A 20,621-nucleotide genomic window follows, 5' to 3' on the forward strand; every position below is an offset into this window, starting at 1 on the left:
CCCACCGTAACGAATCCTCGCGCCACGATCGCAACGCCGATCGCCCGCTTCCCCGCTCGCGCATTGCCGTCGAATCAGCCGGTGCAGGCGATGCGAGCTGCATTGACAGCATCACCCATGGCGGCACTTCCATGTGCCCCTTGCACCAACGTCCCGTCTATGCGGCTCTCCGCCGCGACACCCCCATCTGCATTTCGTCGCCACGCAACCCGTCGCATCTCCGCCAAGTCGCCGCTGCGACGTCGATCCGCTCCCGCATTCCAGCCTCGCAACCCCATCGCCAGGGCGCACGACGCCATCCTCACGCTGACCGGTGATGCGATTCTCGACGCGCGCGTTCATGCCGGCATCCGGTGCGCGCTGTCCTCGTTGCGACGACACAGGCCATCGCTCGCACCCTGGCTGCCGGACCGTCACCATGGCTGCATGGACGCAAATGAAATTCAACGGCAGGCACGCAACGCGGTGCGCAAAGGAACGATCCTCGCGGTCGACCATGCGGCCGCGTTGTGCCGCGTCTCGGTTGGCGACGCCGACTCCGACGGCAGCGGCCTGCAGACCAACTGGATTCCGTGGGTTGCCGGCACCGCCGGCAGCACGCGCGACTGGCTGCCGCCGACACCGGGCGAACAGGTCGTGCTGCTCTGCCCGATGGGCGATCCGGCGCAAGGCGTCGCGCTGCGCGGCGTCTATTCGAATGCCGCACCGGCCCCTGCCTCGAGCCCGGACACCCACGCATGTGTCTATCCCGACGGCGCGAGCATCACGTACGACCACGCCGCGCATGCGCTCACGGCCGAGCTGCCCGCCGGTGCGACCGTGCGCATCGTCGCGCCGGGATCGGTCGTCGTGCAGACCCGCGACGCCACCGTGAAGGCCGAGCGCATCACGTTCGACGCGCCGCAGACGACCTGCACCGGGGCGATGACGGTCAAGGGCCCGTTCGCGTTCGAATCCGGCATGACCGGCACCGGCGGCACCGGCGGCGGCGCCACGATGCAGATCGACGGCGCGGCCACCTTCACCCGCGAAGTGAAATCCCAGGGCATCAGCCTCCCGCATCACACGCATCGCGAACAAGGCGATGGACAACTCGTGAGCGCACCGCAATGAAAGGCATGAACGCGAACACCGGCCGCTCGATCTCGGGCCTGGACCACTTCTACCAGTCGATCGGCAGGATCGTGACGACGCCGCTCGCGTCGTGCGTGAAACGCCGCACGTTCGGCTCCGAGCTGCCCGATCTGATCGACGCACCCGGCAACGGCACCGTGCGCACCCGGCTGTACGCGGCCGTCGCGACGGCGCTCATGCGCTGGGAGCCGCGCCTGACGCTCACCCGCGTCGTGCTCGCCGCCGACGACGCGAATGCGGCCGCCGGGTCGGTCTATCTCGACATCGAAGGCTGGACCGGCGAGAACGGCACGGCCGTATCGACCCGCGTGCCGATGACGAACGGGAGCCCGGCATGAGCGTGACGCCGATCGACCTCTCGCAGCTGCCGTCACCCGACGTCGTCGAAACGATCGACTACGAAGCCCTGCTTGCTGCGCGCAAGGCACGGTTCGTGTCGCTCTACCCGGCCGACGAACAGGCCGAGATCGCCGCGACGCTCGCGCTCGAATCGGAGCCGGTCGTGAAGCTGCTGCAGGAGAACGCGTACCGCGAGATCGTGCTGCGGCAACGCGTGAACGACGCCGCACGCGCCGTGATGCTCGCCTACGCGGTCGGCACGGACCTCGATCATCTCGCGGCGCTGTTCGGCATCCGGCGCCTGACGATCACGCCCGCCGATCCGGAACACAACCTCGCGGCAGTCATGGAGAGCGATACCGACCTGCGCGCCCGCACGCAGCTCGCGCCGCAGAGCCTGTCCGTCGCCGGCCCCGAAGGCGCGTACGTTTCGCACGCACGCAACGCGGACGGCCGCGTGCTCGACGCATCGGCCGTGAGCCCGGCCCCGTGCGAAGTCCTCGTCTCGGTGCTGGCGCGCGATGGCGACGGCACGGCGGACCCGGCGCTGATCGCCGCGGTGGCGGCCGCGCTGCAGGCCGACGACGTGCGGCCGCTGACCGACAAGGTCACGGTGCGCGGCGCGGAAATCCTGCGCTACCAGGTGCGCGCGCGGCTCGTGTTCTTCGCCGGCCCGGATCGCGCGGTGGCGCTCGCGGAAGCCAACCGCGCGATGAAGAAATACACCGAATCCATGCACCGCCTCGGGATGGAGGTCACGCTCGACGGGATCTACGCGGCCGCCCGCGCGGCCGGCGTGCAGAAGGTGATCCTCGAAAGCCCGTCCGCCGGCCTGCCGGCGACCAAGCAGCAGGCGCCGTACTGCACCGGGATCGAGCTGATCGACGGCGGGGTGTACAGCAATGAGTGACGTCCTCCCGCCGAATGCGACGCGGCTCGAACGCCGGCTCGCCGCGACGAATGCGCGCATCGACGACGTGCCGACGCCGCTCGCGACGCTGATGAATCCGGACGCGATCCGGTCCGACCTGCTGCCGTGGCTCGCGTGGCACCTCGGCGTCGATGCGTGGAAGGACTACTGGCCCGAGTACGTGAAACGCGCCCGGGTCGGCCAGGCGATTCCGATCGCCCGCCGCAAGGGCACCGCCGCCGCGGTGCGCGAAGTCGTCGCGGCCTTCGGCGGAAACATCGTCCTGCGTGAATGGTTCGAGCAGCGCCCGCCGGGCCGGCCCGGCACGTTCGACCTCGTGATGACCGTCAGCGGCCAGGAAGGCAACCCGCCGACCGCCGAATACGTCGCCGACATCCTCGCGGAAATCGACCGGACCAAGCCCGTACGGGCGCACTACACGTTCACGCAGGGCTTCGAGATGCGGGGCCGACAACCGGTCGGCGCCGCCGCGCGCGTGGCGGCCTATCGCCGCCTGAACCTCACCGACTACTGATCGCACATGGCAACCCAGATCATCATCACCGACGCCGGCCGTGCCGCGCTCGTCGCCGCCGGCAACGGCGGCACGAATGCCCACCAGGTCGTGGAAATCGGCCTGGCGAACGCGCCGTTCGTCGCCGACAAGGGGCTCACGAAGCTGCCGAACGAGCTGAAGCGGATCCAGTCCTTCGGCGGCGCCAACGTCGCGCCGGACACGATTCATACGACGCTCAAGGACGACTCGACGGACCAGTACTCGCTCTATGGGTTCGGCCTCTACCTCGACAACGGTGTGCTGCTGGCCGCGTATGGCCAGACGACGCCGATCATGGAGAAGTCGCCGGCCGCGTTGCTGCTGCTGTCGTCCGATATGCAGTTCACGGCGATCGATGCGACGAAACTCGTATTCGGCGACGCGTCGTTCCTCAATCCGCCGGCGACCACGGAGCGGCAAGGCGTGGTCGAGCTGGCGACGCAGGCGGAAGTGAACGCGGGTGCGGATGATACGCGTGCAGTGACGCCGAAAACCGCGGCGTCGCGCTACGCGGCGTTGACCGGGGCGAGATTCACCGGGCCGGTCGTCACCGAGTTCGACGCGGGTCCGGATACCGCACACGTCACGATTCGTCCGCCGACCGGCAAGAACGGCCGGGAAAGCCGCGTACGCCTGCATGGCACGTTTGGAGGCAACCACGCCGATATCGGGACGCGCCTGATCGCGACGGTTCGGGCGGGCTTCGACAACGGGGCGTGGGGACGCGAGTACGTCGATCTGTGGGTCAACAAGACCGGCAACGACGCCGAGATAGACGCGAACCAGGCGCGCGCCCTGCGCATCGCGTACGGCGGCCGGATGCTCGTCGGCGACGTCAAGAATGACGACGGGAGCTCGCGGCTGCAGGTCGACGGCAACTCTCGCACGTATGGCACGAGCGTCTCCGGAGGCCAAGGCACCGTCAAAGCCTGGGTTTCTGCCGACGACGCCAATGGCTACTTCCGCACCGCAGGCAACGCAACCATCGGTTCGGAAAACGCCAACGGCTCCTGTGACATCGTCGCGGGCAATGCAGCGCGCGTTCGCGTGCTGCCGTCTGGTCGCATGTTGGTTGGGACGTCTGTTGATGACGGCCGCAACGTAATCCAGGCCGCCGGAAGTGCCTCGTTCAAGGGCGCGGTAACCTCGCGCGACATGGACGCCAACGGTGCGCATTTCCGAATGGTCTACGGCGACTACGGCGCCTTTTTGCGCAACGACGGTACAAACGTTTACTTGTTGTCGACCAAGAAAGGCGATCTGGACGGCCAGTGGAATGATTTCCGCCCGTTCGCCTGGTCGCTCGCCGACGGGACGGTCCGGATCAATGGCAGCGGGGCAATGACCTATATCGGCGGCGAACTTTCCGTCGGGATGAGCAATGCCGAAGCGCATATCAGGCTCGGCTCCGCCGCCGGATATATCTATGGCAACGCCGGATCGGTTGGCTGGTGGGGAGGTAATGCTGGCGCATTCCAGTATTTCTCGGAGGACCGAACTTTCCGGGTAGACGGCAAACCGGTATGGCACACCGGCAACCTCCCGAATCCGATCCAGTCGACCGGCTTCGCGATGTCGGCCGGCGCACAGATTCTCGCAGCCGAAGGCACGCCATCCGCGCCCGGCATTACGTTCATCAACGACGGCAAACCAGATACGGGCCTGTACCACATCAACGACGGCTCGTTCGGCGTGACCTGCAACTCGATCCCGCAGGTTTCGTTCACGCCGGGCGGCACCGTCTTCCAGACACCCGTGCAGGGCCCGACACCCGCAACGGGCGATCGCTCGAAGGCGCTCGCCACGACCGAATGGGTACTGGCAGCACTCTCGACGGCGACGGTCGGCCAGATCGTATTCGAGCCGCGCACGCTGCCGCGCGCCGGGTTCCTGAAAGCGAACGGCGTGCTCGTCAATCGTGCCGACTACCCCGCTCTTTGGGCCTATGCGCAGGCCAGTGGCACGCTCGTCTCGGACGATGAATGGCGCAACGAACGCTGGGGCTGCTTCTCCACCGGCGACGGCACGACGACGTTCCGCCTCCCGGAGCTGCGCGGCGAGTTCATTCGCTGCTGGGCAGACGGTCGCGACGACATCGATGCGCAACGCGGCATCGGCTCGTATCAAGGCGCCCAGAACCGATCGCACACACACGGCGCAAGCGTGGCCGCAGTCGGCGACCACGTGCACTCCGCGTGGACCGACTCACAGGGCTGGCACGGCCACCATGGCTGGACCGCCGGCGTAGGCGATCACCAGCACGTGTCGCCGTGGGGCGAGAACCCGTCCGTCTACCGCCCGCCATGGGGAACCTGGGGGTCCGGCAACACGGGCTCCGGCAGCAGCGACGGCGACAACGTGTGGGGGATGACGAGTCCGGCCGGGGGGCACAACCACGAATTCAACACCGAAGGCGCCGGCACTCACGGCCACAACGTCGGCATCGGCGGCGCCGGCAATCACAGCCACGCCATCACCGTCAACGCGGACGGCGGGAACGAAGCACGGCCGCGCAATATTGCGCTGCTCGCGATGATCCGCGCTTACTAACTCTCGGACTCCAATCTATGTTGATTCACCACTACAGCTCGCAGACCGGCGAATACCTGAGCAGCGGCCAGCCCGACGCCGATCCGCGAAACCCCGAACGCTGGCTCGTGCCGTCATGGGCGACGTTCGACGAGCCGCCGGCGCGCACGCCGACGACCTGGCCGTTCTATCGCGACAACGCGTGGACACTGTTGCCGGACTTCCGCGGCCGCCTCTGCTATCGCACCGACACGGGCGAACCGGTCGAGATCGCGACTGCCGGCAAGACGCCCGACGAACTCGGCCTCACGACCGAACCGCAACCGTCGCCGCGCCACGCATGGATCAACGGCGCGTGGGCCGTTCCAGCTGCGCTGCTCGAGCGCGAAAAACGCGACGCCGCGATGGCCGAGTTCGAGCGACGACTCGAAGCCGCGCGCAAGGCGAACGCCGGCAAGGCCGATGCCTACGCCGCGGGCCTGCTCGACGACGAAGGCGTCTATTACTTCAAGGCCTGGTCGGCCTATCAGATGGCACTCGTTTCGGTCGTCCAGGCAGACACGTTCCCCGATGCGGTGACGTGGCCGACTACGCCGGCGCCGTACGTACCGCCTCCGCCTTCGCAGCCGGAACCGCAGCCGCAGCCCGAGCCACAGCCGGCCCCCCAACCCCAGCCCGACGAGCCAAGCGCACCTGCAGCTCCGGTCGCGGACCCCGCGGCCTGATCCGCACGGGATTTCTCCCGTTCTCTTTCATCTGATCTGCACACACAGGAGCCACACACCATGCCGCAGGATTACCACCACGGCGTACGCGTCATCGAAATCAACGAGGGCTCGCGCCCGATCCGCACCGTGTCGACGGCCGTCGTCGGCATCGTCTGCACCGCGTCCGACGCCGATGCCACCGCCTTCCCGCTCGACACGCCCGTCCTGCTGACCAACGTCGTTGCCGCACTCGGCAAGGCCGGCACCAAAGGCACGCTGCGCCGCACGCTCGACGCGATCGGCCGGCAGACCAAGCCCGTCACGATCGTCGTGCGCGTCGCCGAAGGCAAGGACGCCGCCGAGACGGCGACCAACGTGATCGGCACGGTCACCGCCGACGGCAAGTACACCGGCATGAAGGCGCTGCTCGGCGCGCAGGCGCGCTTCGGCGTGAAGCCGCGCATCCTCGCGACGCCGGGCCTCGACACGCAACCCGTCGCCGCGGCGCTCGCGTCGATCGCGCAGTCGCTGCGCGCGTTCGCGTATGTCTCGGCCAACGGCTGCAAGACGAAGGAAGAAGCCGTCACCTATCGCAAGCAGTTCAGCCAGCGCGAACTGATGGTCGTCTGGCCGGACTTCCTCGCGTGGGACGACACGACCAACAAGACCGTCGTCGTGCCGGCCACCGCGTATGCGGCCGGCCTGCGCGCGAAGATCGACAACGACACGGGCTGGCACAAGACGCTGTCGAACGTCGGAGTGAACGGCGTCACCGGCATCAGCGCCGACGTGTCGTGGGACCTGCAGGATCCGGCGACGGACGCGGGCTTCCTCAACGAGCAGGACGTGACGACGCTCGTGAACCGCAACGGCTTCCGCTTCTGGGGTTCGCGCACGTGCTCGGACGATCCGCTGTTCGCGTTCGAGAACTACACGCGCACCGCGCAGGTCATCGCCGATTCGATCGCCGAAGCGCAGATGGCCATCATCGACGGCCCGCTCAACCCGTCGCTGCCGCGCGACATCATCGAAACGATCAACGCCAAGTTCCGCGAATGGATCTCGCAGGGCTACCTGATCGGCGGCTCGGCCTGGTACGACCCGGAGCCGAACACGACCGACGTGCTGAAGTCCGGCAAGGCGTATCTCGACTACGAATACACGCCGGTTCCGCCGCTCGAAAACCTGATGCTGCGCCAGCGCATCACCGACCGTTACCTCGCCGATTTCGCCGCGCGCGTCAGCGCGTAACGACCGGCCTCACCAGGAGTCAAACACGATGGGTATGCCTCGCAAACTCAAGGGATTCAACCTGTTCCAGAACGGCGAGAACTTCGTCGGCCAGGTTGTCGAAGTCACGCTGCCGAAGCTCACGCGCAAGATGGAGGACTACCAGGGCGGCGGCATGAGCGGCCCGATCAAGGTCGACTTCGGGCAGGAAGGGATCCAGCTCGAATGGACCTGCGGCGGCTTCATGCGCTCCGTGCTCGGGCAATACGCGATCACGAAGCACGACGGCGTGCTGCTGCGCTTCGCCGGCGGCTACCAGTCCGAGGATTCGACCAACGTCGACGCGATCGAGATCGTGATCCGCGGCCGCCACAGCGAAATCGACCCGGGCACCGCGAAGTCGAAGGAAGACACCGCGTTCAAGGTCACGACCGTCGCCAGCTACTACAAGCTGTCCGTGAACGGCCAGGACGTGATCGAGATCGACTTCGTCAACATGATCGAGAAGGTCAACGGCAACGACCTGTTCGCGGCGCTGCGCAACGCGATCGGCCTGTAATCCGCCGCCCGGCCGGTCACGCCGGCCGGGCCCTTTCTCGCCCTTTCCTCCGCTTGATCACCGACAGGACCACCATGAATCCGATGCAACCCGACCCGGCCGCGAACGACTCGCAGGCCGACGCGTCCGCCGTCACCGCCGTCGCCGCGCCCGACCAGGACGATCCGGCCACCCACACGCTCGACACGCCGCTCGTGCGCGGCAACCAGACCATCACGTCGATCACGCTGCGCAAGCCGAAATCGGGCGAACTGCGCGGCGTATCGCTGTCCGACCTCGTCAGCCTCGACGTCGTCGCGCTGTCGAAAGTGCTGCCGCGCATCAGCTCGCCGATGCTGACCGAAGCCGACGTCGCCGGCATCGACCCCGCCGACCTCGTGCAGCTGGGAGGCATCTTCGCCGGTTTTTTGATGCCGAAGGCCGTGAAATCCCGACTGGCCTCCCAGACCGCGTAGAAGACCCGATGGCAGACATCGCGACGGTGTTCGGCTGGACACCGTCCGTGATGGATGCCTTCAGCCTGGCCGAGCTGATGGACTGGCGCGAGCGCGCCCGAGTACGCGCCGGCGCCCAATGAGCGAAACGATCGACGATGGACAACACCACGAAACTGCGCGTCATGGTCGACATGGTCGACAACATGACGAAGCCCCTGCAAATGATGCTGACCGGCAACAAGGGGCTGGCCGATTCGCTGCGGGCCACCCGCCGCGAGCTGGATGACATGGCGAAGACGCAGAAGCGCATCGGCGAGTTTCGCGAGATGCGCAAGGGCCTCGCCACGACGGCATCGGACCTCTCGGCGGCACGCGCACGCGTCGACACGCTCGCCCAGTCGCTGCGCGCGACCCGCTCGCCGTCGCAACAGATGATCAGTGACTTCAACAAGGCGCAACGCGCGGCCGAGAACCTGGCGTCCGCGCACCACTACCAGGCCGGCCGTGTGCAAGCCATGCGCACCCAGCTCGCCGGCGCGGGCATCGACACGCGCAACCTGTCGCGGGACGAGCGCAACCTCCGCGCGACGATGGCGTCGCGTGCGTCGATGATCGACGCGGGGGTGCGCGGGTACGACACCCGGCGCCAGCAGCAGGCCGATGCCCGGCGCGCCAGGATCGACGCACTGCGCGGCGTCGGCGAGAAGTGGGCGAAGCGCGGCGAGACGGTCAAGGGTGTCGGCAAGAACATGCTCGGCATGCTGTCCGATCCACTCGACGCCGCGAAGCAGGCCGAAAGCGAAACGCTGCGCATGCGTGCGGCGGGTGCGTCGGCCGACGCGGTGAAGTTCGCGCGCGCGCAGCAGGCCCCGGGGCTGTCGACCATCGACAACCTGAGCCTGATGCGCGAGTCGCTGTCGGCGGTGGGCGGCGACGAGCAACGCGCACGGGTCGTCATGCCTCTGCTCGAGACCATGAAATTCGCGAACGAGGCGCTGTTCGGCAAGGAAGACGCGAAGAAGAACGTCGACCAGTTCATGAGCATGGTGAAGGTGATCGACCTGCGCGGCGGCACGAAGGATGACGCGGCGTTCCCCGCCGAAGCAAACATCGTGCAGAAGATGCAGACGGCGACCGGCGGCAAGGTCAGCGGCGACGAGTGGAACAACTTCGCCGAATCGGGTGGCAACGCGGCCAAGAAGTTGCGCACGGACGCGTTTTATTACCAGATGCAGCCGCTCATCGAAAAGCTGGGCGGCAAGTCGGCCGGCGCAGGCCTGGCCGCCCTGTCCGGCAGCGCGCTCGAGGGCAAGGCGTCCGCACTCGCCGTGCAACGGCTGGCGGCGCTGGGCCTCGTCGATCCGAAAGGGCTCACGCACCGGAAGAACGGTGCGATCGCCGGGCTCAAGCCGGGCGCGCTGGCGGGCAGCGACATGCTGCAGGCGTCGCCGTTCGAATGGCTTGAAAAGGTGCTGCTGCCGAAGCTCGCCGCCAAGGGCATCACGAGTCCCGACAAGATCAAGGCCGAGCTGGCGAAACTGTTTCCCGACAAGGCCGCGGGGAACCTGCTCACCACGATGTACGACCAGCGCGAGCAGATCCACGACACCGAGCGGCAGAGCGCCGCCGCCGACGGCATCACCGGCATGCGGGCGAAAGCCGCGGATTCAACCGCGGGCCGCGAGCTCATCGTCCTCGCGCAGTTGCGCGACCTGAAGCTCGAGATCGGCGAGAAGATCACGCCGATGTACAACGCGGCACTGGACGTCACGGCCACCGTGCTCGAGAAGATCGTGAAGTTCGTGCGCGAACACGGCACGGCCACCCGCATCCTCGCCACGGCGTTCGCCGGGCTGGGCGGCGTACTCACCGTCGTGGGCACGCTGGCAAGCGTCTTCGGCAACGTGCTCGGGACAGTGAACGTGCTCCGCTTCGCGACGTCGATGGTCAGCGCGTTCAGGCTCGTCGGGCAGGCATTCATGGTGCTCGGCCGGCTGGCGCTGGCGAATCCGCTGATGGCCGTGATCACCGTGATCGCGGGGGCCGCCATCTACGTCTGGCAGAACTGGGACACGCTCGGCCCGAAGTTCCTCGCGCTGTGGGAAACCATCAAGGGCGCGTTCGGCGCGGCCGGCGACTGGATCACCGCGAAATGGGACGCCACCGTCGAGTGGGTGAAGACCGCGATCGGCGGCATCGGCGACTGGTTCGGCGACATCGGCACGCGCTTCCAGGAAATCGGCGCCAGCCTGGTGTCGGGGCTCGTCGACGGCATCAAGAGCCGCTTCGTCGCGGTGAAGGAGACGGTCGGCGGCCTGGGCAGTTCGATGCGCGACTGGGCCAAGGAAAAACTCGGCATAAAGGCTTCGACCACGCCCGACGACGCCACGGCCGGCGCCCCGTCACTCATGGCCCGCACCGCCGCCGCGCTCACGACCACCGCCGCGCTGGTCGGCCCGCCCGCATTCGCCGCGAGCCCCGCGATCGCCGCTGCCGCCCCGCTCGAGCGCTACAACCTGTCGCTCGACTACCGTGCACCGCTCACGGCGCCGGCCGCCGCTGCCGCCAGCGCCGCACCCGCGAGCGGCCCCGTCACCATCAACATCGCGCCGCCGCCCGGCGCCGATGCGGCCGAGATCGCGCGCATGGTGCGCGCCGAGCTCGAACGCGCCGAACGCGCGAAGGCGTCGCGCGCCGGCTCGCGCCTGTCCGATTGATCGTTCGTTGAAGGAAACCCGCCCATGATGATGTCGCTCGACCAGTTCGTTTTCAGCCTGGCGACCACGCCGTACCAGGAGCTCCAGCGCCAGCGCAACTGGAAGCACCGCACCAGCTCGCGCATCGGCGTGCGCGATGCGAGCCAGTTCACCGGCGCCGGCGACGACACGATCACCCTGTCCGGCATCGTCGCCCCCGACAACGGCATCGGCGAGATCGCGTCGATCGAGGCGCTCGCCCGGATGGGCGACGCCGGCGACGCCTACGTGCTCGTCGACGGGAACGGCAACGTGTACGGCGCGTACGTGATCGACAGCCTCAACGAGACGGCCACGTATCACACGAAGGAAGGCATCGCCCGCAAGATCGCGTTCACGCTGACGCTCAAGCGCGTGGACGACGGCGTGCTGGCCGAGCCGCAGCAGGACGACGAAAGCGGAGCGGACGAGCAATGAGCACGCTGGAACGCAAGCCGGGCGATGCGCAGGCCCGCGCGGGTCGCGTGCAGCCGCAGGCCGACTATCGGATCACGCTCGACGGCCGCGACCTGTCGCGCCTGATCGCGCCCAACCTCATCAGCCTGTCGCTGTCGGAATCGCGTGCGGACGAGGCCGACATGCTCGACCTGGTGCTCGACGACGCGCGCGGCACGTTCGCGATTCCGAAGCGCGGCGCGAGCATCAAGCTGTCGATCGGCTGGGTCGGCGAGCCGCTCGTCGACAAGGGCGCGTTCACGGTCGACGAAGTCGAGCACGGCGGCGCACCGGACGTCATCACGATCCGCGCGCGCTCGGCATCGATGACGAAGGGCATGCACGAGCGCCGCGAGAAAAGCTGGCACCGGCAGACGATCGGCGCGATCGTGCGCACCATCGCGACGCGCCACGGGCTCACGGCCGCCGTCGACGCCACGCTCGCCGCGACGCGGATCGACCATGTCGACCAGACGCAGGAATCCGACATGTCGTTCCTGACGCGCCTCGCCAGGCGCTACGACGCGGTGATGACCGTGAAGGACAAGCGCCTGCTGTTCACGCCGATCGGCAGCGGCAAGACCGTCAGCGGCAAGCCGCTCGACGTGCTGGCCATCACCCGCGCGAGCGGCGACCAGCATCGCTACCACATCGCGCAGCGCGACGATTACACGTCGGTGCGCGCGCACTATCACTCGAACGGCAGCGCGCGGCGGCTGTCGGTGGTCGTCGGCGACGCGAAAGGCAAGAACGTCAAGGTGCTGCCCGAGGATTACGCGACGGAAGCCGAGGCCCGGGCGGCCGCGCAGGCCGACTATGCGCGCACGCAGCGCGGCCAGTCGACGCTGAGCTACACGCTCGCGCTCGGCCGGCCCGAGCTGTTTCCCGAAATGCCCGTCACCGTGACGGGGTTCAAGCCGGAAATCGACGAGACGCCGTGGCTCGTGAAGAAGGCGACGCATACGATCGGCGACGGCGGGTTCACGACCGCGCTCGAGCTCGAGGTACGCGACGCGCCAAAGAAGTCGGGGCGAACCGGCAAGCGCTGACGGGTGAAGTAACGGCCAGGGCCGCGATCGCAGGCACGCGATCGCGGTGGCGAATTCAGGATCTCGGTGGGCGGGGCGAGGCAGTGCGCGGGATGCGCGGCTCGGGTTCGACGCAGCGGCCGGAGCGAATGCCGGCCGGCGGGGATGAGAGGTGGTGCTTCAGCTCGATTGCTGACGCCCGCCGAGCGTCATGCGCGTGTCCCGCGCGTCGCCGCATTGCTGCAACGTGGCACGCGCATTGCGCAAATTGGCCATCGCCTGCAGCGCGGCCTCGAGCACCTGCCCGACCGACTGCATCGCGCTGTCGATCGCGGCGTGTGCGTCGGCCCGTTCGTCGTCGGTCAGGTCCTGACGATATCGCGGCGGGCCCATCGTCAATCCGCGCGTGTCCGCGCGGTGGTCGGCGTGCGCCGACGCGCCGATCGTCCCGATGTCGTGCTTCCTGTTGGTGTCCATTTTCCGGTCTCCGCAAACTCAGTCATCCACCGGGGGCCGCCTGACACGACGGGTCGCCTCGGAACGCCCCGCCGCCAGCTCACCGGCTTTCAGAATGCTAAACCAATACTGTATGGATATACAGTGATTCGTCCGATTTTATCCGATGGCACGGCGCGGCGCGCTCGGCGCACCGCTGTGGAATCGGAAAACGGAAAGGGGGCAGGCCGCCCGCGCCACCGGACGCGCCGCCGCTCGAATCGTGCAGCCTGCGACCGCATGTAGCGCGCTGCCGGCATGCGCAGCGGCGCGTGCGTCGGGTCGCGCGGCCGCTTATTTCTTCGGTTGCTTCGCCGCGCGTTCGGACTTCAGCCGTTCGACCTCGGCCATCGCGCGTTCGACGTTTTCCGCCGTGCGCTGATCGAGTGCCGCACGGCGATTCTCCGGCAGGCGCTTCGCGCGCCGCGCCGGCGCCGCCTGCACCATCGCGCCCGTGCTGATGCAGCTGGCGAGAAACGCGTGCAGCGATGCCTTGCCGGCGTCGTTGAGCTGCCGGTACATCGCCAGCACGTCGGCTTCGTCCGCGTCGCGGCCGCCGGCCTCCGACGCCGGTTCGCCTGCGGCGGACCGTTCGCCGGTCAGCACGTAGCCGATATCGACACCGATCTCTCGAACGGCCAGCAGATAGGACGCGTCGGGAGAGCGCTCATCCGACTCGTACGCCGACTGCGAGCGCCTCGCGACTCCGCCCACGGTCGCAAACTCGTCCTGGCTGAGCCCGATCCGCAAGCGCTCGTCCCGCAAGCGACTCCCGATTTGTGTCATAAATTACCCATTAACAATTGACGCGCTGTTTTTTGCTCATTACACTGGCCTTACCGTAACGCAAGACTATCTCGACAAAGTATACCGACCATGACTACTCCCAAAGGCCCGCGCCGTTCGCCGCGCGGCACGATGTCGGACAAACCCGTCTATGTGGGGCTGACGCCGGTCGAGCGCGGTGAGCTCGAGCAACTCGCGGCGCAGCGCAACCGCTCGATCTCGAGCATGGCGCGCGAACTGATCCGCATCGGCGCGAGCCACCTGCGCGCGATCGCGACACCGCGCTCGCGCACCGCCGGCCGTTGAACCGGGCGCCCTCATGTTCCGCACCGTCGAACGCGCCCGACCGTCCGTGCCCGCAGCGTCGATTGTGAGCCGCGCGCACGCCCGCACCAATCCGCCGATCGGCCAGCGATGCAGCCGGATCGCCCGCGCAGCCCGCTGCCCGTCCGGCCCTGCGCAGACTCTCGCCCGGAGCACGCCCCCATGCGAATCCTGAACCGTTGCCCGCACTGCCGCACCCGCGCCACCGCGCGCAGCAGCCGCGAAATGTCGCTGACGTTCCGCGAAATCACGTTCCAGTGCGCGAATCCGGAGTGCGGCCACACGTACGTCGTCAACATGGAATTCGCCCGCACGCTGTCGCCGTCCGCCGTCCCGAACCTCGCGTTGCAGCTGCCGCTCTCGCCGCACGTCCGCGAACGCCTGGCCGCGCAGCTCGAGCTGCCGGTCTGACGCCCTAACCCCTCGTTCCCGCGTTTCCCTCGCATCGTGCCTGAACGGCGCGAGGGATCGTCTTTGCCATTGAAAAGGACACCTCATGATCCCGATCCAAGCGGGCCGCGCCGTCCGATGCTCCGCCAGCCCGGCGATTGTCCGCCACCCTGCGCAATGCGTACGGGTCTATTACCAGGAGGCGCGCCCATGAACCGCTACGCCACCGAACCCGCGCCGCATGACGTCGCACTGCGCGCCGCGATCGCTGCAGCCGCCGACACGCTGAGCTTCGACGCCCCGCCGGACAGCCCCGAGCGGCAACGCACGCTCGGCCGCTTCGTGTCGGCGCTCGCCGATCGCCTCGCGCTCGGTTTCCCGCAATCCGCCGCCGCGCTGCGCGCGCTCGCCGGTTCCCCAGCCGCGATGGGCCATCCCGCACCGCCCGCACCACCGCAACCCGAACGGCAGCAATGACCCAGACATGGCCTCGATCGACGAACTGAAACGACACATCGACCTGCATGACCTCGCCGGCCGCCTCGGCCTGAAACGGGGCCGCGGCGGCGACCGCGCGCTCTATCACTCGCCGCAGCACGCGGACCGCAGCCCGTCGCTGTCGATCTATGCGAATCACCCGAAGTACGGCACCGGCTGGCGCGATCACAGCGCCGACGCCGGCGGCTCGTGCATCGACCTCGTGATCCACGCGCGCGGCGGCACGGTGGCCGACGCCGTCCGCTATCTCCACGACGCTTACGGTCTCCCGTCCGAGCGCCCGGCCCCCGCCGAGCGCCGCGAGAAATCCACCATCGAGTACATCGCCGACCGCTGCACGGCCGAGCGCGATCGCGTGCGCGACTATCTCGGCGGCCGCGGCATTTCCGCCGCGGCGCTCGACGCGGCGTTCGCGGCGCGCACGCTCGGCTTCAATACGTGGACGAGCCCGAAGATCGCTGCCGGCGACGTCGGCCACGGCGGCCCCGCCGCCGCGTTCGTGGTGCGCGCGCCGGGCGATGCGCGCGTCGTCGCGGTCGACATGCGCTACGTCGACCCCGCGCTCAACGGCGGCGTCAAGACGCAGACCCAGGGCGACAAGGCCGGCTACGGCTGGACCGCCGACGCACGCCGGCTCGACCGCGCGAAACGCGTGATCATCGTCGAAAGCGCGATCAACGCGCTGTCGATCGACACGTGCGCGCTGCCCGGCACGGCCGCGCTCGCGCTGCGCGGCCTCGCGAACGTCGAGCGCATCGACTTCACGTTCCTGCGCGGCAAGCAGGTCACGATCTGCCTGGACAACGACGAGCCGTTCGCGGAAGGCCACCCGCGCGCCGGGCAACGCCCCGGCCCCGAGGCCGCGTGGGCACTCCATGAACGGCTGACCGCGCTCGACATCAGCGCCGTGCTGGTCGACCAGTCGGACTGGCTGGCGGATCTGGCGGACGGCGACGCCGCGCGCACGCCGATCAACGACGTGAACGACTACCTGCAGCTGCGCGGCCCGGCCGACCTGGCGCGCGCGCTCGACCAGCTCGAGCCGTGGCTCGTCGCCGGCCTGCCCGGCGACGCATCGCGCCGCGGCCGGCCGCGCATCTTCCTGCCGGCGCACGATTTCGCGCAGTACTGGCGGTTTCGCGTGCGGCCCGACTTCACGAGCTACATCACCAAGATGGATCGCAACGAGGAATCCGGCGTCGACACGCCCGTGATGACCGACCTGTGCGGCTTCCGCATCGCCGGCATCAGCCGCGTGGCCGTCGCGAGCGCGACGTCGACGATGACGGGTGACGCCGACCAGGCGCCCACCGTCTACTTCGCCGTGTCGGTGCAGGCGCCGCGGCACGGTGCGCAACTGATCCGCCGCGTGATGCTCGACGATCAGCTGCACAACGTCGACCAGTGGAGCAAGTTCGGCCCGATCTGGGCGCCGGCGCCGTTCAAGCGGATGGTGAACATCCTCGAGCGCGGCGCCGACCTCGGCGCGCGCCGCGCCGCGAACTTCGTCGGGCTCGCGTGGCGCGACGGGCGGCTGATCGTCAACGAAGGCCCCGACTGCTACTTCACCGAAGCGGACAAGCAGTGCCCGTATCACAACCTCACGTTCCCGGGCGGCCCGGTGAGCGACGCGTGCCGCGTGATCGCCGCCTACCAGACGACGTTCCGCCAGAACGCCGCGACGATCCCGCTCGTGTGGGCGCTCGGCGGCCACCTGAAGGCGCTGCTCGGCTTCTGGCCGCATCTGACGATCCAGGCGAACAAGGGCGCGGGCAAGTCGACGCTCATCAAGCGGCTCGAACGCTCGCTCGCGTTCACGATGTTCTCGGGGCAATCGCTGCAGACCGAATTCCGCTTGCTGACCAGCATCAGTCACACGAGCCACCCGGTCGGCTGGGAAGAACTGTCGGCACGGCGGCAGGACGTGATCGACAAGGCGGTCGGGCTGCTGCAGGAGAACTACCAGTACACGGTGACGCGGCGCGGCACCGACATGACCGAATACCTGCTGTGCGCGCCGGTGATGCTCGCCGGCGAGGACGTGCCGGTGCGCAGCCTGCTCGGCAAGCTCGTGCGCACGACGCTGACCGGCAAGCGCGGGCCGCTGCTGCCCGACGACCTGCCGCGCTTCCCGGTCCGGCAATGGCTCGAGTTCCTGACCGGCCTCGACCGGCGCACCGCGCTCGACCAGTACGCGACGCTGCGCGACAAGGCGCTCGCCGGCTGCCGCGCGAGCGGCGAGGACGACGGCGCGCGGCGCATGGCCGGCAACTACGCGGCGATCGGGCTCGCGTGGCGCTACCTGTGCGAATTCGCCGGCATGGACCCGAGCGAAGGCGAGTTCCCGCGCGACCTGATCGCCGAGATGAACGGCCACGTCGCCGAAACCAGCGCCGACCGCGAGCCGTGGGTCTGGATCATGGAAACGGTGCTGTCGGAAATCGACGGCGGCAACTACAAGCATCCGTACACGTTCGACACCGTCGACGGCGAATTCTGCCTGCTGCTGCGCACCGGGCACGTGATGGATCACCTCGCGCACACGAGCGCGCTGCGCGACAAGTGGAACGGACTGCCGGTGAAGTCCGATCGCGTGTTCAAGGCGCAGCTCAAGCACGCCGGCGTCGTGGTCGGCGAGAAGGAGGTCGAGCGCCGCATCTACATGCGCCGCGTGCCGTACCTGACGCCGGTCTCGCTCGAGCGCCTGGCCGCATTCGGCCTGCACGTGTCGGTGCGCGAGGACCTGGCGACCGATGCGCTGCAAGGAGGCCGCGCATGAGCCGCGCCCTGTCCGGCCCGTCATCGTGCGGCGGCGCCCGTCGGGAGCCGGCGGGCAGCGCACGCGAATCGTGGTTATCGCGGGTGCCGGCACGCAAGCCCTTGATTCCTGAAGAAACTGCCGCCTTGCGTCGCGCCGGGTTCGCCACGTGTCATGCCGCTTTTGCCATGAGTCCGGCCGGCACGCCGGCGGCAGCCCCTTCTTTTATCTCTCTCTTCAACTCATTGAAGAAAAAGAAGAAAGAGACCCGGGAAGCCGCTGCGACGCGCCGCCATCGCGCACCACGAGTCGGGGCCGCATTGCCATCGGTCGCCGGCGATGCAGCGATTTCGCGCCACGGGTTCCGCGCGGCCGCCACGCCTGAGTGATGGCAACCGATGGCCAACAAAACGCTTGAACATCAAAGTGTTATGCACTCTTCACACGCAAACCACCATTCCACGAGTTGCGCTGCGTGCCCGCCCGGCGCGCGGCCTGCCGACAGCGCGCATCCGGCCACCGTCGACCTGGCCGGCGCCTCGACGCTGCTCGGCGCCCATCCCGAAACGGTGCGCCTGAAGGCCCGGGCCGGCGCGCTGCCCGGCCGCAAGGTCGGCAAGCGCTGGATCTTCTCCGTCGCCGCCCTGCAGCGCTACCTCGCCGGCGAATGGCTCCCGCCAGTCGCCCATCTCGATCAGCAAGAGGAAACCCGCCCATGTCGCTCTACAAGCGCAAGACCAGCCCCAACTGGCAATACAAGCTGTACCCCCCTGGCGGCGGAACGCCGATACAGGGAAGCACTGGCACCCGCGACAAAGCGCAGGCCCAGGAATTCCACGACCGGCTGAAGGTCGACCTGTGGAACCAGGCGCGGCTCGGCACGAAGCCGCGCCATTCGTGGAACGACGCGGTCGTGCGCTACATCGGCGAACGCGCGGGCCTCGCCAGCCTGGAAACGTCGAAGATTCACCTACGCTGGCTCGACCGGCACCTGTCCGGCGTCGCGCTCGCCGACATCGACCGGAACCGCATTGACGCGATCGCGCTCGCGAAGCGCCAGGAACCGCGCACGGTGCGCACCCGGCACGGCATCGTCGAGACCGACCGGGCCGTCAGCGACGGCACCGTGCGACGCGTGATCGGCGTGCTGAAGTCGGTGTTGAATGCGGCGGTCGAATGGGAATGGCTGGAGCGCGCGCCGGTCACGAAACGCGCGAAGATCGTCTCGAAACGCATCCGCTGGCTGACCCCGGCCGAAGCGGAGCGGCTGCTCGCCGAACTGCCCGCGCATCTCGCCGACATGGCGCGCTTCAGTCTCGAGACCGGCCTGCGCCGCGCCAACGTCACGGGGCTGCGGTGGTCGCAAGTCGACCTCGCGCGGCGCGTCGCGTGGATCCACCCGGACCAGGCGAAGGCGCGCAAGGCCATCACGGTGCCGCTTTCGGAAACCGCGATCGCCGTGCTGCGCCGCCAGCGCGCGAACCCGCGGGCGCCGGCATGCGCGGACAGCGTGTTTACCTATCGCGGCAAGCCGGTCTACCAGACGGCCACGGCTGCCTGGGCCAAGGCGCTGCAGCGTGCCGGCCTGAGCGATTTCCGCTGGCACGACCTGCGCCACACGTGGGCGAGTTGGCACGTGCAGCGCGGCACGCCGCTGCAGGTACTCAAGGAGCTGGGCGGATGGGAGACGATGGAAATGGTGCAGCGGTACGCGCACCTGTCGGCCGACCACCTCGCGCAGTGGGTCACACCGCTGACGGCCGAGCCCGAGCCCGTGACGGTGCCCGCTGCAATTCAGCTGCAACGAGACAATGCGACGAAGGGAGAAAACCGCTGAGAGCCTTGATAGGCTTGGCGCGCCCGGCTGGGATCGAACCAGCAACCCCTGCCTTCGGAGGGCAGTACTCTATCCATTGAGCTACGGGCGCCTGTGACAGTGAAGCGACCCCAATATACAGGCCGCCCACGATTGGCAAGACGGCAAGGATACCCGGTTTCCCATGACGCGTCCACCTTGCCCGACGAATCCCCGCCGGGCCGGGCCGCGTGCGGGTAAACACGCGCCATCGCACCGCTCGCCGTGATGTAAACGTTCCGTCTATAATCGACCGGGCTTCATTGGACTGCCATTTGCCGTTGCACCGCGCTCACAATTCCTAATCACGGAGACGAGGCAAGCATGAGCGAAGCACCCCACGAATCTCCCGTCAAAACCCCCGGGCAACTGATTGCCGTCATCATCGCGTCGTTCGCGATTCCGATCATCCTGATCGTCCTGTTCGCCAACTATGCGAACCATGCGTTCCGTGCCGGCGCCGGCACGGACGCGCTATCCGACGAACAGGTCGCCGCACGTGTCGCCCCGCTCGCCAAGGTCGACGTGAAGGACGCCAACGCGCCCCGCACGTTCAAGACCGGCGAGGAAGTCTACAAGGCCGTCTGCGTGACCTGCCACGGCACGGGCGCCGCCGGCGCGCCGAAGTTCGGCAACAAGGACGACTGGGCGCCGCGCATCTCGCAAGGCTTCGACACGCTGCTGAAGACGGCGCTGGCCGGCAAGGGCGCGATGCCGCCGCGCGGCGGCACGAGCCCCGACGACGTCAGCGACTATGAAATCGCCCGTGCGATCGTCTACATGGCGAACAACGACGGCGCGAACTTCCCCGAACCGGCCGCGCCGGCCGCCAACGCGGCGCAACCCGCCAGCGGCGCCGCAGCCGCGTCGGGCACGGCGGACGCCGCCAGCGCAC

At 68.3% G+C, this 20,621-nt stretch carries 24 protein-coding genes and 1 tRNA gene; 21 read left to right on the forward strand and 4 right to left on the reverse strand.

Translation table 11 applies throughout. The features are described 5' to 3' along the window. Nucleotides 1-426: 426 nt before the first annotated feature. The 13 genes from F3J15_RS26055 to F3J15_RS26115 all read left to right on the forward strand — a co-directional run bounded on the left by F3J15_RS26055 (nt 427) and on the right by F3J15_RS26115 (nt 12,641). A complete protein-coding gene (locus F3J15_RS26055; protein ID WP_166894910.1) occupies nt 427-1,113 on the forward strand; it encodes a phage baseplate assembly protein V in 687 nt (228 codons plus the stop codon). Next, complete coding sequence (locus F3J15_RS26060) at nt 1,110-1,472, forward strand: GPW/gp25 family protein (protein WP_089471921.1); 363 nt, start codon at nt 1,110-1,112, stop codon at nt 1,470-1,472. The genes F3J15_RS26055 and F3J15_RS26060 overlap by 4 nt, the downstream gene beginning before the upstream one ends. Next, complete coding sequence (locus F3J15_RS26065; RefSeq protein ID WP_166894912.1) at nt 1,469-2,383, forward strand: baseplate J/gp47 family protein; 915 nt, start codon at nt 1,469-1,471, stop codon at nt 2,381-2,383. Before F3J15_RS26060 ends, F3J15_RS26065 begins: the two co-directional genes overlap by 4 nt. Then, nucleotides 2,376-2,918, forward strand: coding sequence for a phage tail protein I (locus F3J15_RS26070; protein WP_166894914.1), 543 nt, complete (start codon nt 2,376-2,378; stop codon nt 2,916-2,918). Before F3J15_RS26065 ends, F3J15_RS26070 begins: the two co-directional genes overlap by 8 nt. Nucleotides 2,919-2,924: 6 nt before the next feature. Further along, on the forward strand, nt 2,925-5,489 hold the full coding sequence (locus tag F3J15_RS26075) for a phage tail protein (RefSeq protein WP_166894916.1): 2,565 nt from the start codon (nt 2,925-2,927) through the stop codon (nt 5,487-5,489). Nucleotides 5,490-5,506: 17 nt separating this feature from the next. Beyond that, the gene (locus F3J15_RS26080) at nt 5,507-6,193 is read left to right on the forward strand and encodes a tail fiber assembly protein (protein ID WP_166894918.1); all 687 of its coding nucleotides are present in this window, start codon (nt 5,507-5,509) and stop codon (nt 6,191-6,193) included. 60 nt (nt 6,194-6,253) lie between these two features. After that, nucleotides 6,254-7,426, forward strand: coding sequence for a phage tail sheath protein (locus F3J15_RS26085; protein WP_069246826.1), 1,173 nt, complete (start codon nt 6,254-6,256; stop codon nt 7,424-7,426). A gap of 28 nt (nt 7,427-7,454) precedes the next feature. Then, the gene (locus F3J15_RS26090; protein WP_048251463.1) at nt 7,455-7,964 is read left to right on the forward strand and encodes a phage major tail tube protein; all 510 of its coding nucleotides are present in this window, start codon (nt 7,455-7,457) and stop codon (nt 7,962-7,964) included. 83 nt (nt 7,965-8,047) lie between these two features. Next, nucleotides 8,048-8,419 (forward strand): phage tail assembly protein, encoded by a 372-nt coding sequence (locus F3J15_RS26095; protein WP_179254140.1) that lies wholly within the window; start codon nt 8,048-8,050, stop codon nt 8,417-8,419. An 8-nt stretch (nt 8,420-8,427) separates the two neighbouring features. Beyond that, nucleotides 8,428-8,541 carry a GpE family phage tail protein gene (locus F3J15_RS26100; protein WP_166894920.1) on the forward strand — a complete coding sequence of 38 codons (114 nt, stop codon included), beginning with the start codon at nt 8,428-8,430 and terminating at the stop codon, nt 8,539-8,541. A 15-nt stretch (nt 8,542-8,556) separates the two neighbouring features. Beyond that, a complete protein-coding gene (locus tag F3J15_RS26105; RefSeq protein WP_166894922.1) occupies nt 8,557-11,118 on the forward strand; it encodes a hypothetical protein in 2,562 nt (853 codons plus the stop codon). 24 nt (nt 11,119-11,142) lie between these two features. After that, nucleotides 11,143-11,574 carry a phage tail protein gene (locus F3J15_RS26110; protein WP_069246823.1) on the forward strand — a complete coding sequence of 144 codons (432 nt, stop codon included), beginning with the start codon at nt 11,143-11,145 and terminating at the stop codon, nt 11,572-11,574. Then, nucleotides 11,571-12,641: a phage late control D family protein gene (locus F3J15_RS26115; protein ID WP_069246822.1), complete on the forward strand. Its 1,071-nt coding sequence runs from the start codon at nt 11,571-11,573 to the stop codon at nt 12,639-12,641. Before F3J15_RS26110 ends, F3J15_RS26115 begins: the two co-directional genes overlap by 4 nt. 159 nt (nt 12,642-12,800) lie before the next feature. On the opposite strand, the gene F3J15_RS26120 is transcribed toward F3J15_RS26115, so the two are convergent. Together F3J15_RS26120 and F3J15_RS26125 are read right to left on the reverse strand one after the other, a co-directional pair. Continuing rightward, complete coding sequence (locus tag F3J15_RS26120; RefSeq protein WP_069246821.1) at nt 12,801-13,097, reverse strand: hypothetical protein; 297 nt, start codon at nt 13,095-13,097, stop codon at nt 12,801-12,803. A 312-nt stretch (nt 13,098-13,409) separates the two neighbouring features. Beyond that, nucleotides 13,410-13,829 (reverse strand): XRE family transcriptional regulator, encoded by a 420-nt coding sequence (locus tag F3J15_RS26125; protein ID WP_069249199.1) that lies wholly within the window; start codon nt 13,827-13,829, stop codon nt 13,410-13,412. A 162-nt stretch (nt 13,830-13,991) separates the two neighbouring features. On the opposite strand from F3J15_RS26125, the gene F3J15_RS26130 reads away from it, so the two are divergent. From F3J15_RS26130 to F3J15_RS26150, 5 genes are all read left to right on the forward strand, one after another. Next, complete coding sequence (locus F3J15_RS26130) at nt 13,992-14,207, forward strand: hypothetical protein (protein ID WP_069246820.1); 216 nt, start codon at nt 13,992-13,994, stop codon at nt 14,205-14,207. Between the two features lie 180 nt (nt 14,208-14,387). Next, nucleotides 14,388-14,636: an ogr/Delta-like zinc finger family protein gene (locus F3J15_RS26135; protein ID WP_048251455.1), complete on the forward strand. Its 249-nt coding sequence runs from the start codon at nt 14,388-14,390 to the stop codon at nt 14,634-14,636. A gap of 189 nt (nt 14,637-14,825) precedes the next feature. Further along, nucleotides 14,826-15,092 (forward strand): hypothetical protein, encoded by a 267-nt coding sequence (locus F3J15_RS26140; RefSeq protein ID WP_069246819.1) that lies wholly within the window; start codon nt 14,826-14,828, stop codon nt 15,090-15,092. A gap of 7 nt (nt 15,093-15,099) precedes the next feature. Further along, nucleotides 15,100-17,892, forward strand: coding sequence for a toprim domain-containing protein (locus F3J15_RS26145; RefSeq protein WP_166894925.1), 2,793 nt, complete (start codon nt 15,100-15,102; stop codon nt 17,890-17,892). Continuing rightward, nucleotides 17,889-18,260 (forward strand): hypothetical protein, encoded by a 372-nt coding sequence (locus F3J15_RS26150; protein WP_166894927.1) that lies wholly within the window; start codon nt 17,889-17,891, stop codon nt 18,258-18,260. The genes F3J15_RS26145 and F3J15_RS26150 overlap by 4 nt, the downstream gene beginning before the upstream one ends. A gap of 51 nt (nt 18,261-18,311) precedes the next feature. Here F3J15_RS26150 and F3J15_RS26155 read toward each other — a convergent pair whose 3' ends face one another. Next, the gene (locus F3J15_RS26155) at nt 18,312-18,572 is read right to left on the reverse strand and encodes a hypothetical protein (protein ID WP_069246817.1); all 261 of its coding nucleotides are present in this window, start codon (nt 18,570-18,572) and stop codon (nt 18,312-18,314) included. On the opposite strand from F3J15_RS26155, the gene F3J15_RS38240 reads away from it, so the two are divergent. Further along, on the forward strand, nt 18,468-18,719 hold the full coding sequence (locus tag F3J15_RS38240; RefSeq protein ID WP_231937762.1) for a DNA-binding protein: 252 nt from the start codon (nt 18,468-18,470) through the stop codon (nt 18,717-18,719). The genes F3J15_RS26155 and F3J15_RS38240 overlap by 105 nt on opposite strands. Continuing rightward, nucleotides 18,632-19,708 carry a site-specific integrase gene (locus F3J15_RS26160; RefSeq protein WP_345891598.1) on the forward strand — a complete coding sequence of 359 codons (1,077 nt, stop codon included), beginning with the start codon at nt 18,632-18,634 and terminating at the stop codon, nt 19,706-19,708. Before F3J15_RS38240 ends, F3J15_RS26160 begins: the two co-directional genes overlap by 88 nt. A 15-nt stretch (nt 19,709-19,723) precedes the next feature. Here F3J15_RS26160 and F3J15_RS26165 read toward each other — a convergent pair. Then, nucleotides 19,724-19,799, reverse strand: a tRNA-Arg gene (locus F3J15_RS26165). Nucleotides 19,800-20,050: 251 nt separating this feature from the next. On the opposite strand from F3J15_RS26165, the gene F3J15_RS26170 reads away from it, so the two are divergent. After that, nucleotides 20,051-20,621, forward strand: a 571-nt coding sequence (locus F3J15_RS26170) for a c-type cytochrome (RefSeq protein ID WP_166894931.1), incomplete at its 3' end; no start/stop codon positions are given.

This window comes from Burkholderia sp. Ap-955, assembly GCF_011753045.1.
Taxonomy (GTDB): domain Bacteria; phylum Pseudomonadota; class Gammaproteobacteria; order Burkholderiales; family Burkholderiaceae; genus Burkholderia; species Burkholderia lata_D.

Coding starts and splice junctions, on each gene's coding strand:
- F3J15_RS26080 (WP_166894918.1), top strand. CDS start 5,507: ATGTTGATTCACCACTACAGCTCGCAGACCGGCGAATACCTGAGCAGC.
- F3J15_RS26135 (WP_048251455.1), top strand. CDS start 14,388: ATGCGAATCCTGAACCGTTGCCCGCACTGCCGCACCCGCGCCACCGCG.
- F3J15_RS26140 (WP_069246819.1), top strand. CDS start 14,826: ATGAACCGCTACGCCACCGAACCCGCGCCGCATGACGTCGCACTGCGC.
- F3J15_RS26095 (WP_179254140.1), top strand. CDS start 8,048: ATGCAACCCGACCCGGCCGCGAACGACTCGCAGGCCGACGCGTCCGCC.
- F3J15_RS26065 (WP_166894912.1), top strand. CDS start 1,469: ATGAGCGTGACGCCGATCGACCTCTCGCAGCTGCCGTCACCCGACGTC.
- F3J15_RS26110 (WP_069246823.1), top strand. CDS start 11,143: ATGATGATGTCGCTCGACCAGTTCGTTTTCAGCCTGGCGACCACGCCG.
- F3J15_RS26145 (WP_166894925.1), top strand. CDS start 15,100: ATGGCCTCGATCGACGAACTGAAACGACACATCGACCTGCATGACCTC.
- F3J15_RS26060 (WP_089471921.1), top strand. CDS start 1,110: ATGAAAGGCATGAACGCGAACACCGGCCGCTCGATCTCGGGCCTGGAC.
- F3J15_RS26115 (WP_069246822.1), top strand. CDS start 11,571: ATGAGCACGCTGGAACGCAAGCCGGGCGATGCGCAGGCCCGCGCGGGT.
- F3J15_RS26055 (WP_166894910.1), top strand. CDS start 427: ATGGACGCAAATGAAATTCAACGGCAGGCACGCAACGCGGTGCGCAAA.
- F3J15_RS26075 (WP_166894916.1), top strand. CDS start 2,925: ATGGCAACCCAGATCATCATCACCGACGCCGGCCGTGCCGCGCTCGTC.
- F3J15_RS26120 (WP_069246821.1), bottom strand. CDS start 13,097: ATGGACACCAACAGGAAGCACGACATCGGGACGATCGGCGCGTCGGCG.
- F3J15_RS26130 (WP_069246820.1), top strand. CDS start 13,992: ATGACTACTCCCAAAGGCCCGCGCCGTTCGCCGCGCGGCACGATGTCG.
- F3J15_RS26070 (WP_166894914.1), top strand. CDS start 2,376: ATGAGTGACGTCCTCCCGCCGAATGCGACGCGGCTCGAACGCCGGCTC.
- F3J15_RS26085 (WP_069246826.1), top strand. CDS start 6,254: ATGCCGCAGGATTACCACCACGGCGTACGCGTCATCGAAATCAACGAG.
- F3J15_RS26150 (WP_166894927.1), top strand. CDS start 17,889: ATGAGCCGCGCCCTGTCCGGCCCGTCATCGTGCGGCGGCGCCCGTCGG.
- F3J15_RS26105 (WP_166894922.1), top strand. CDS start 8,557: ATGGACAACACCACGAAACTGCGCGTCATGGTCGACATGGTCGACAAC.
- F3J15_RS26090 (WP_048251463.1), top strand. CDS start 7,455: ATGGGTATGCCTCGCAAACTCAAGGGATTCAACCTGTTCCAGAACGGC.
- F3J15_RS26100 (WP_166894920.1), top strand. CDS start 8,428: ATGGCAGACATCGCGACGGTGTTCGGCTGGACACCGTCCGTGATGGAT.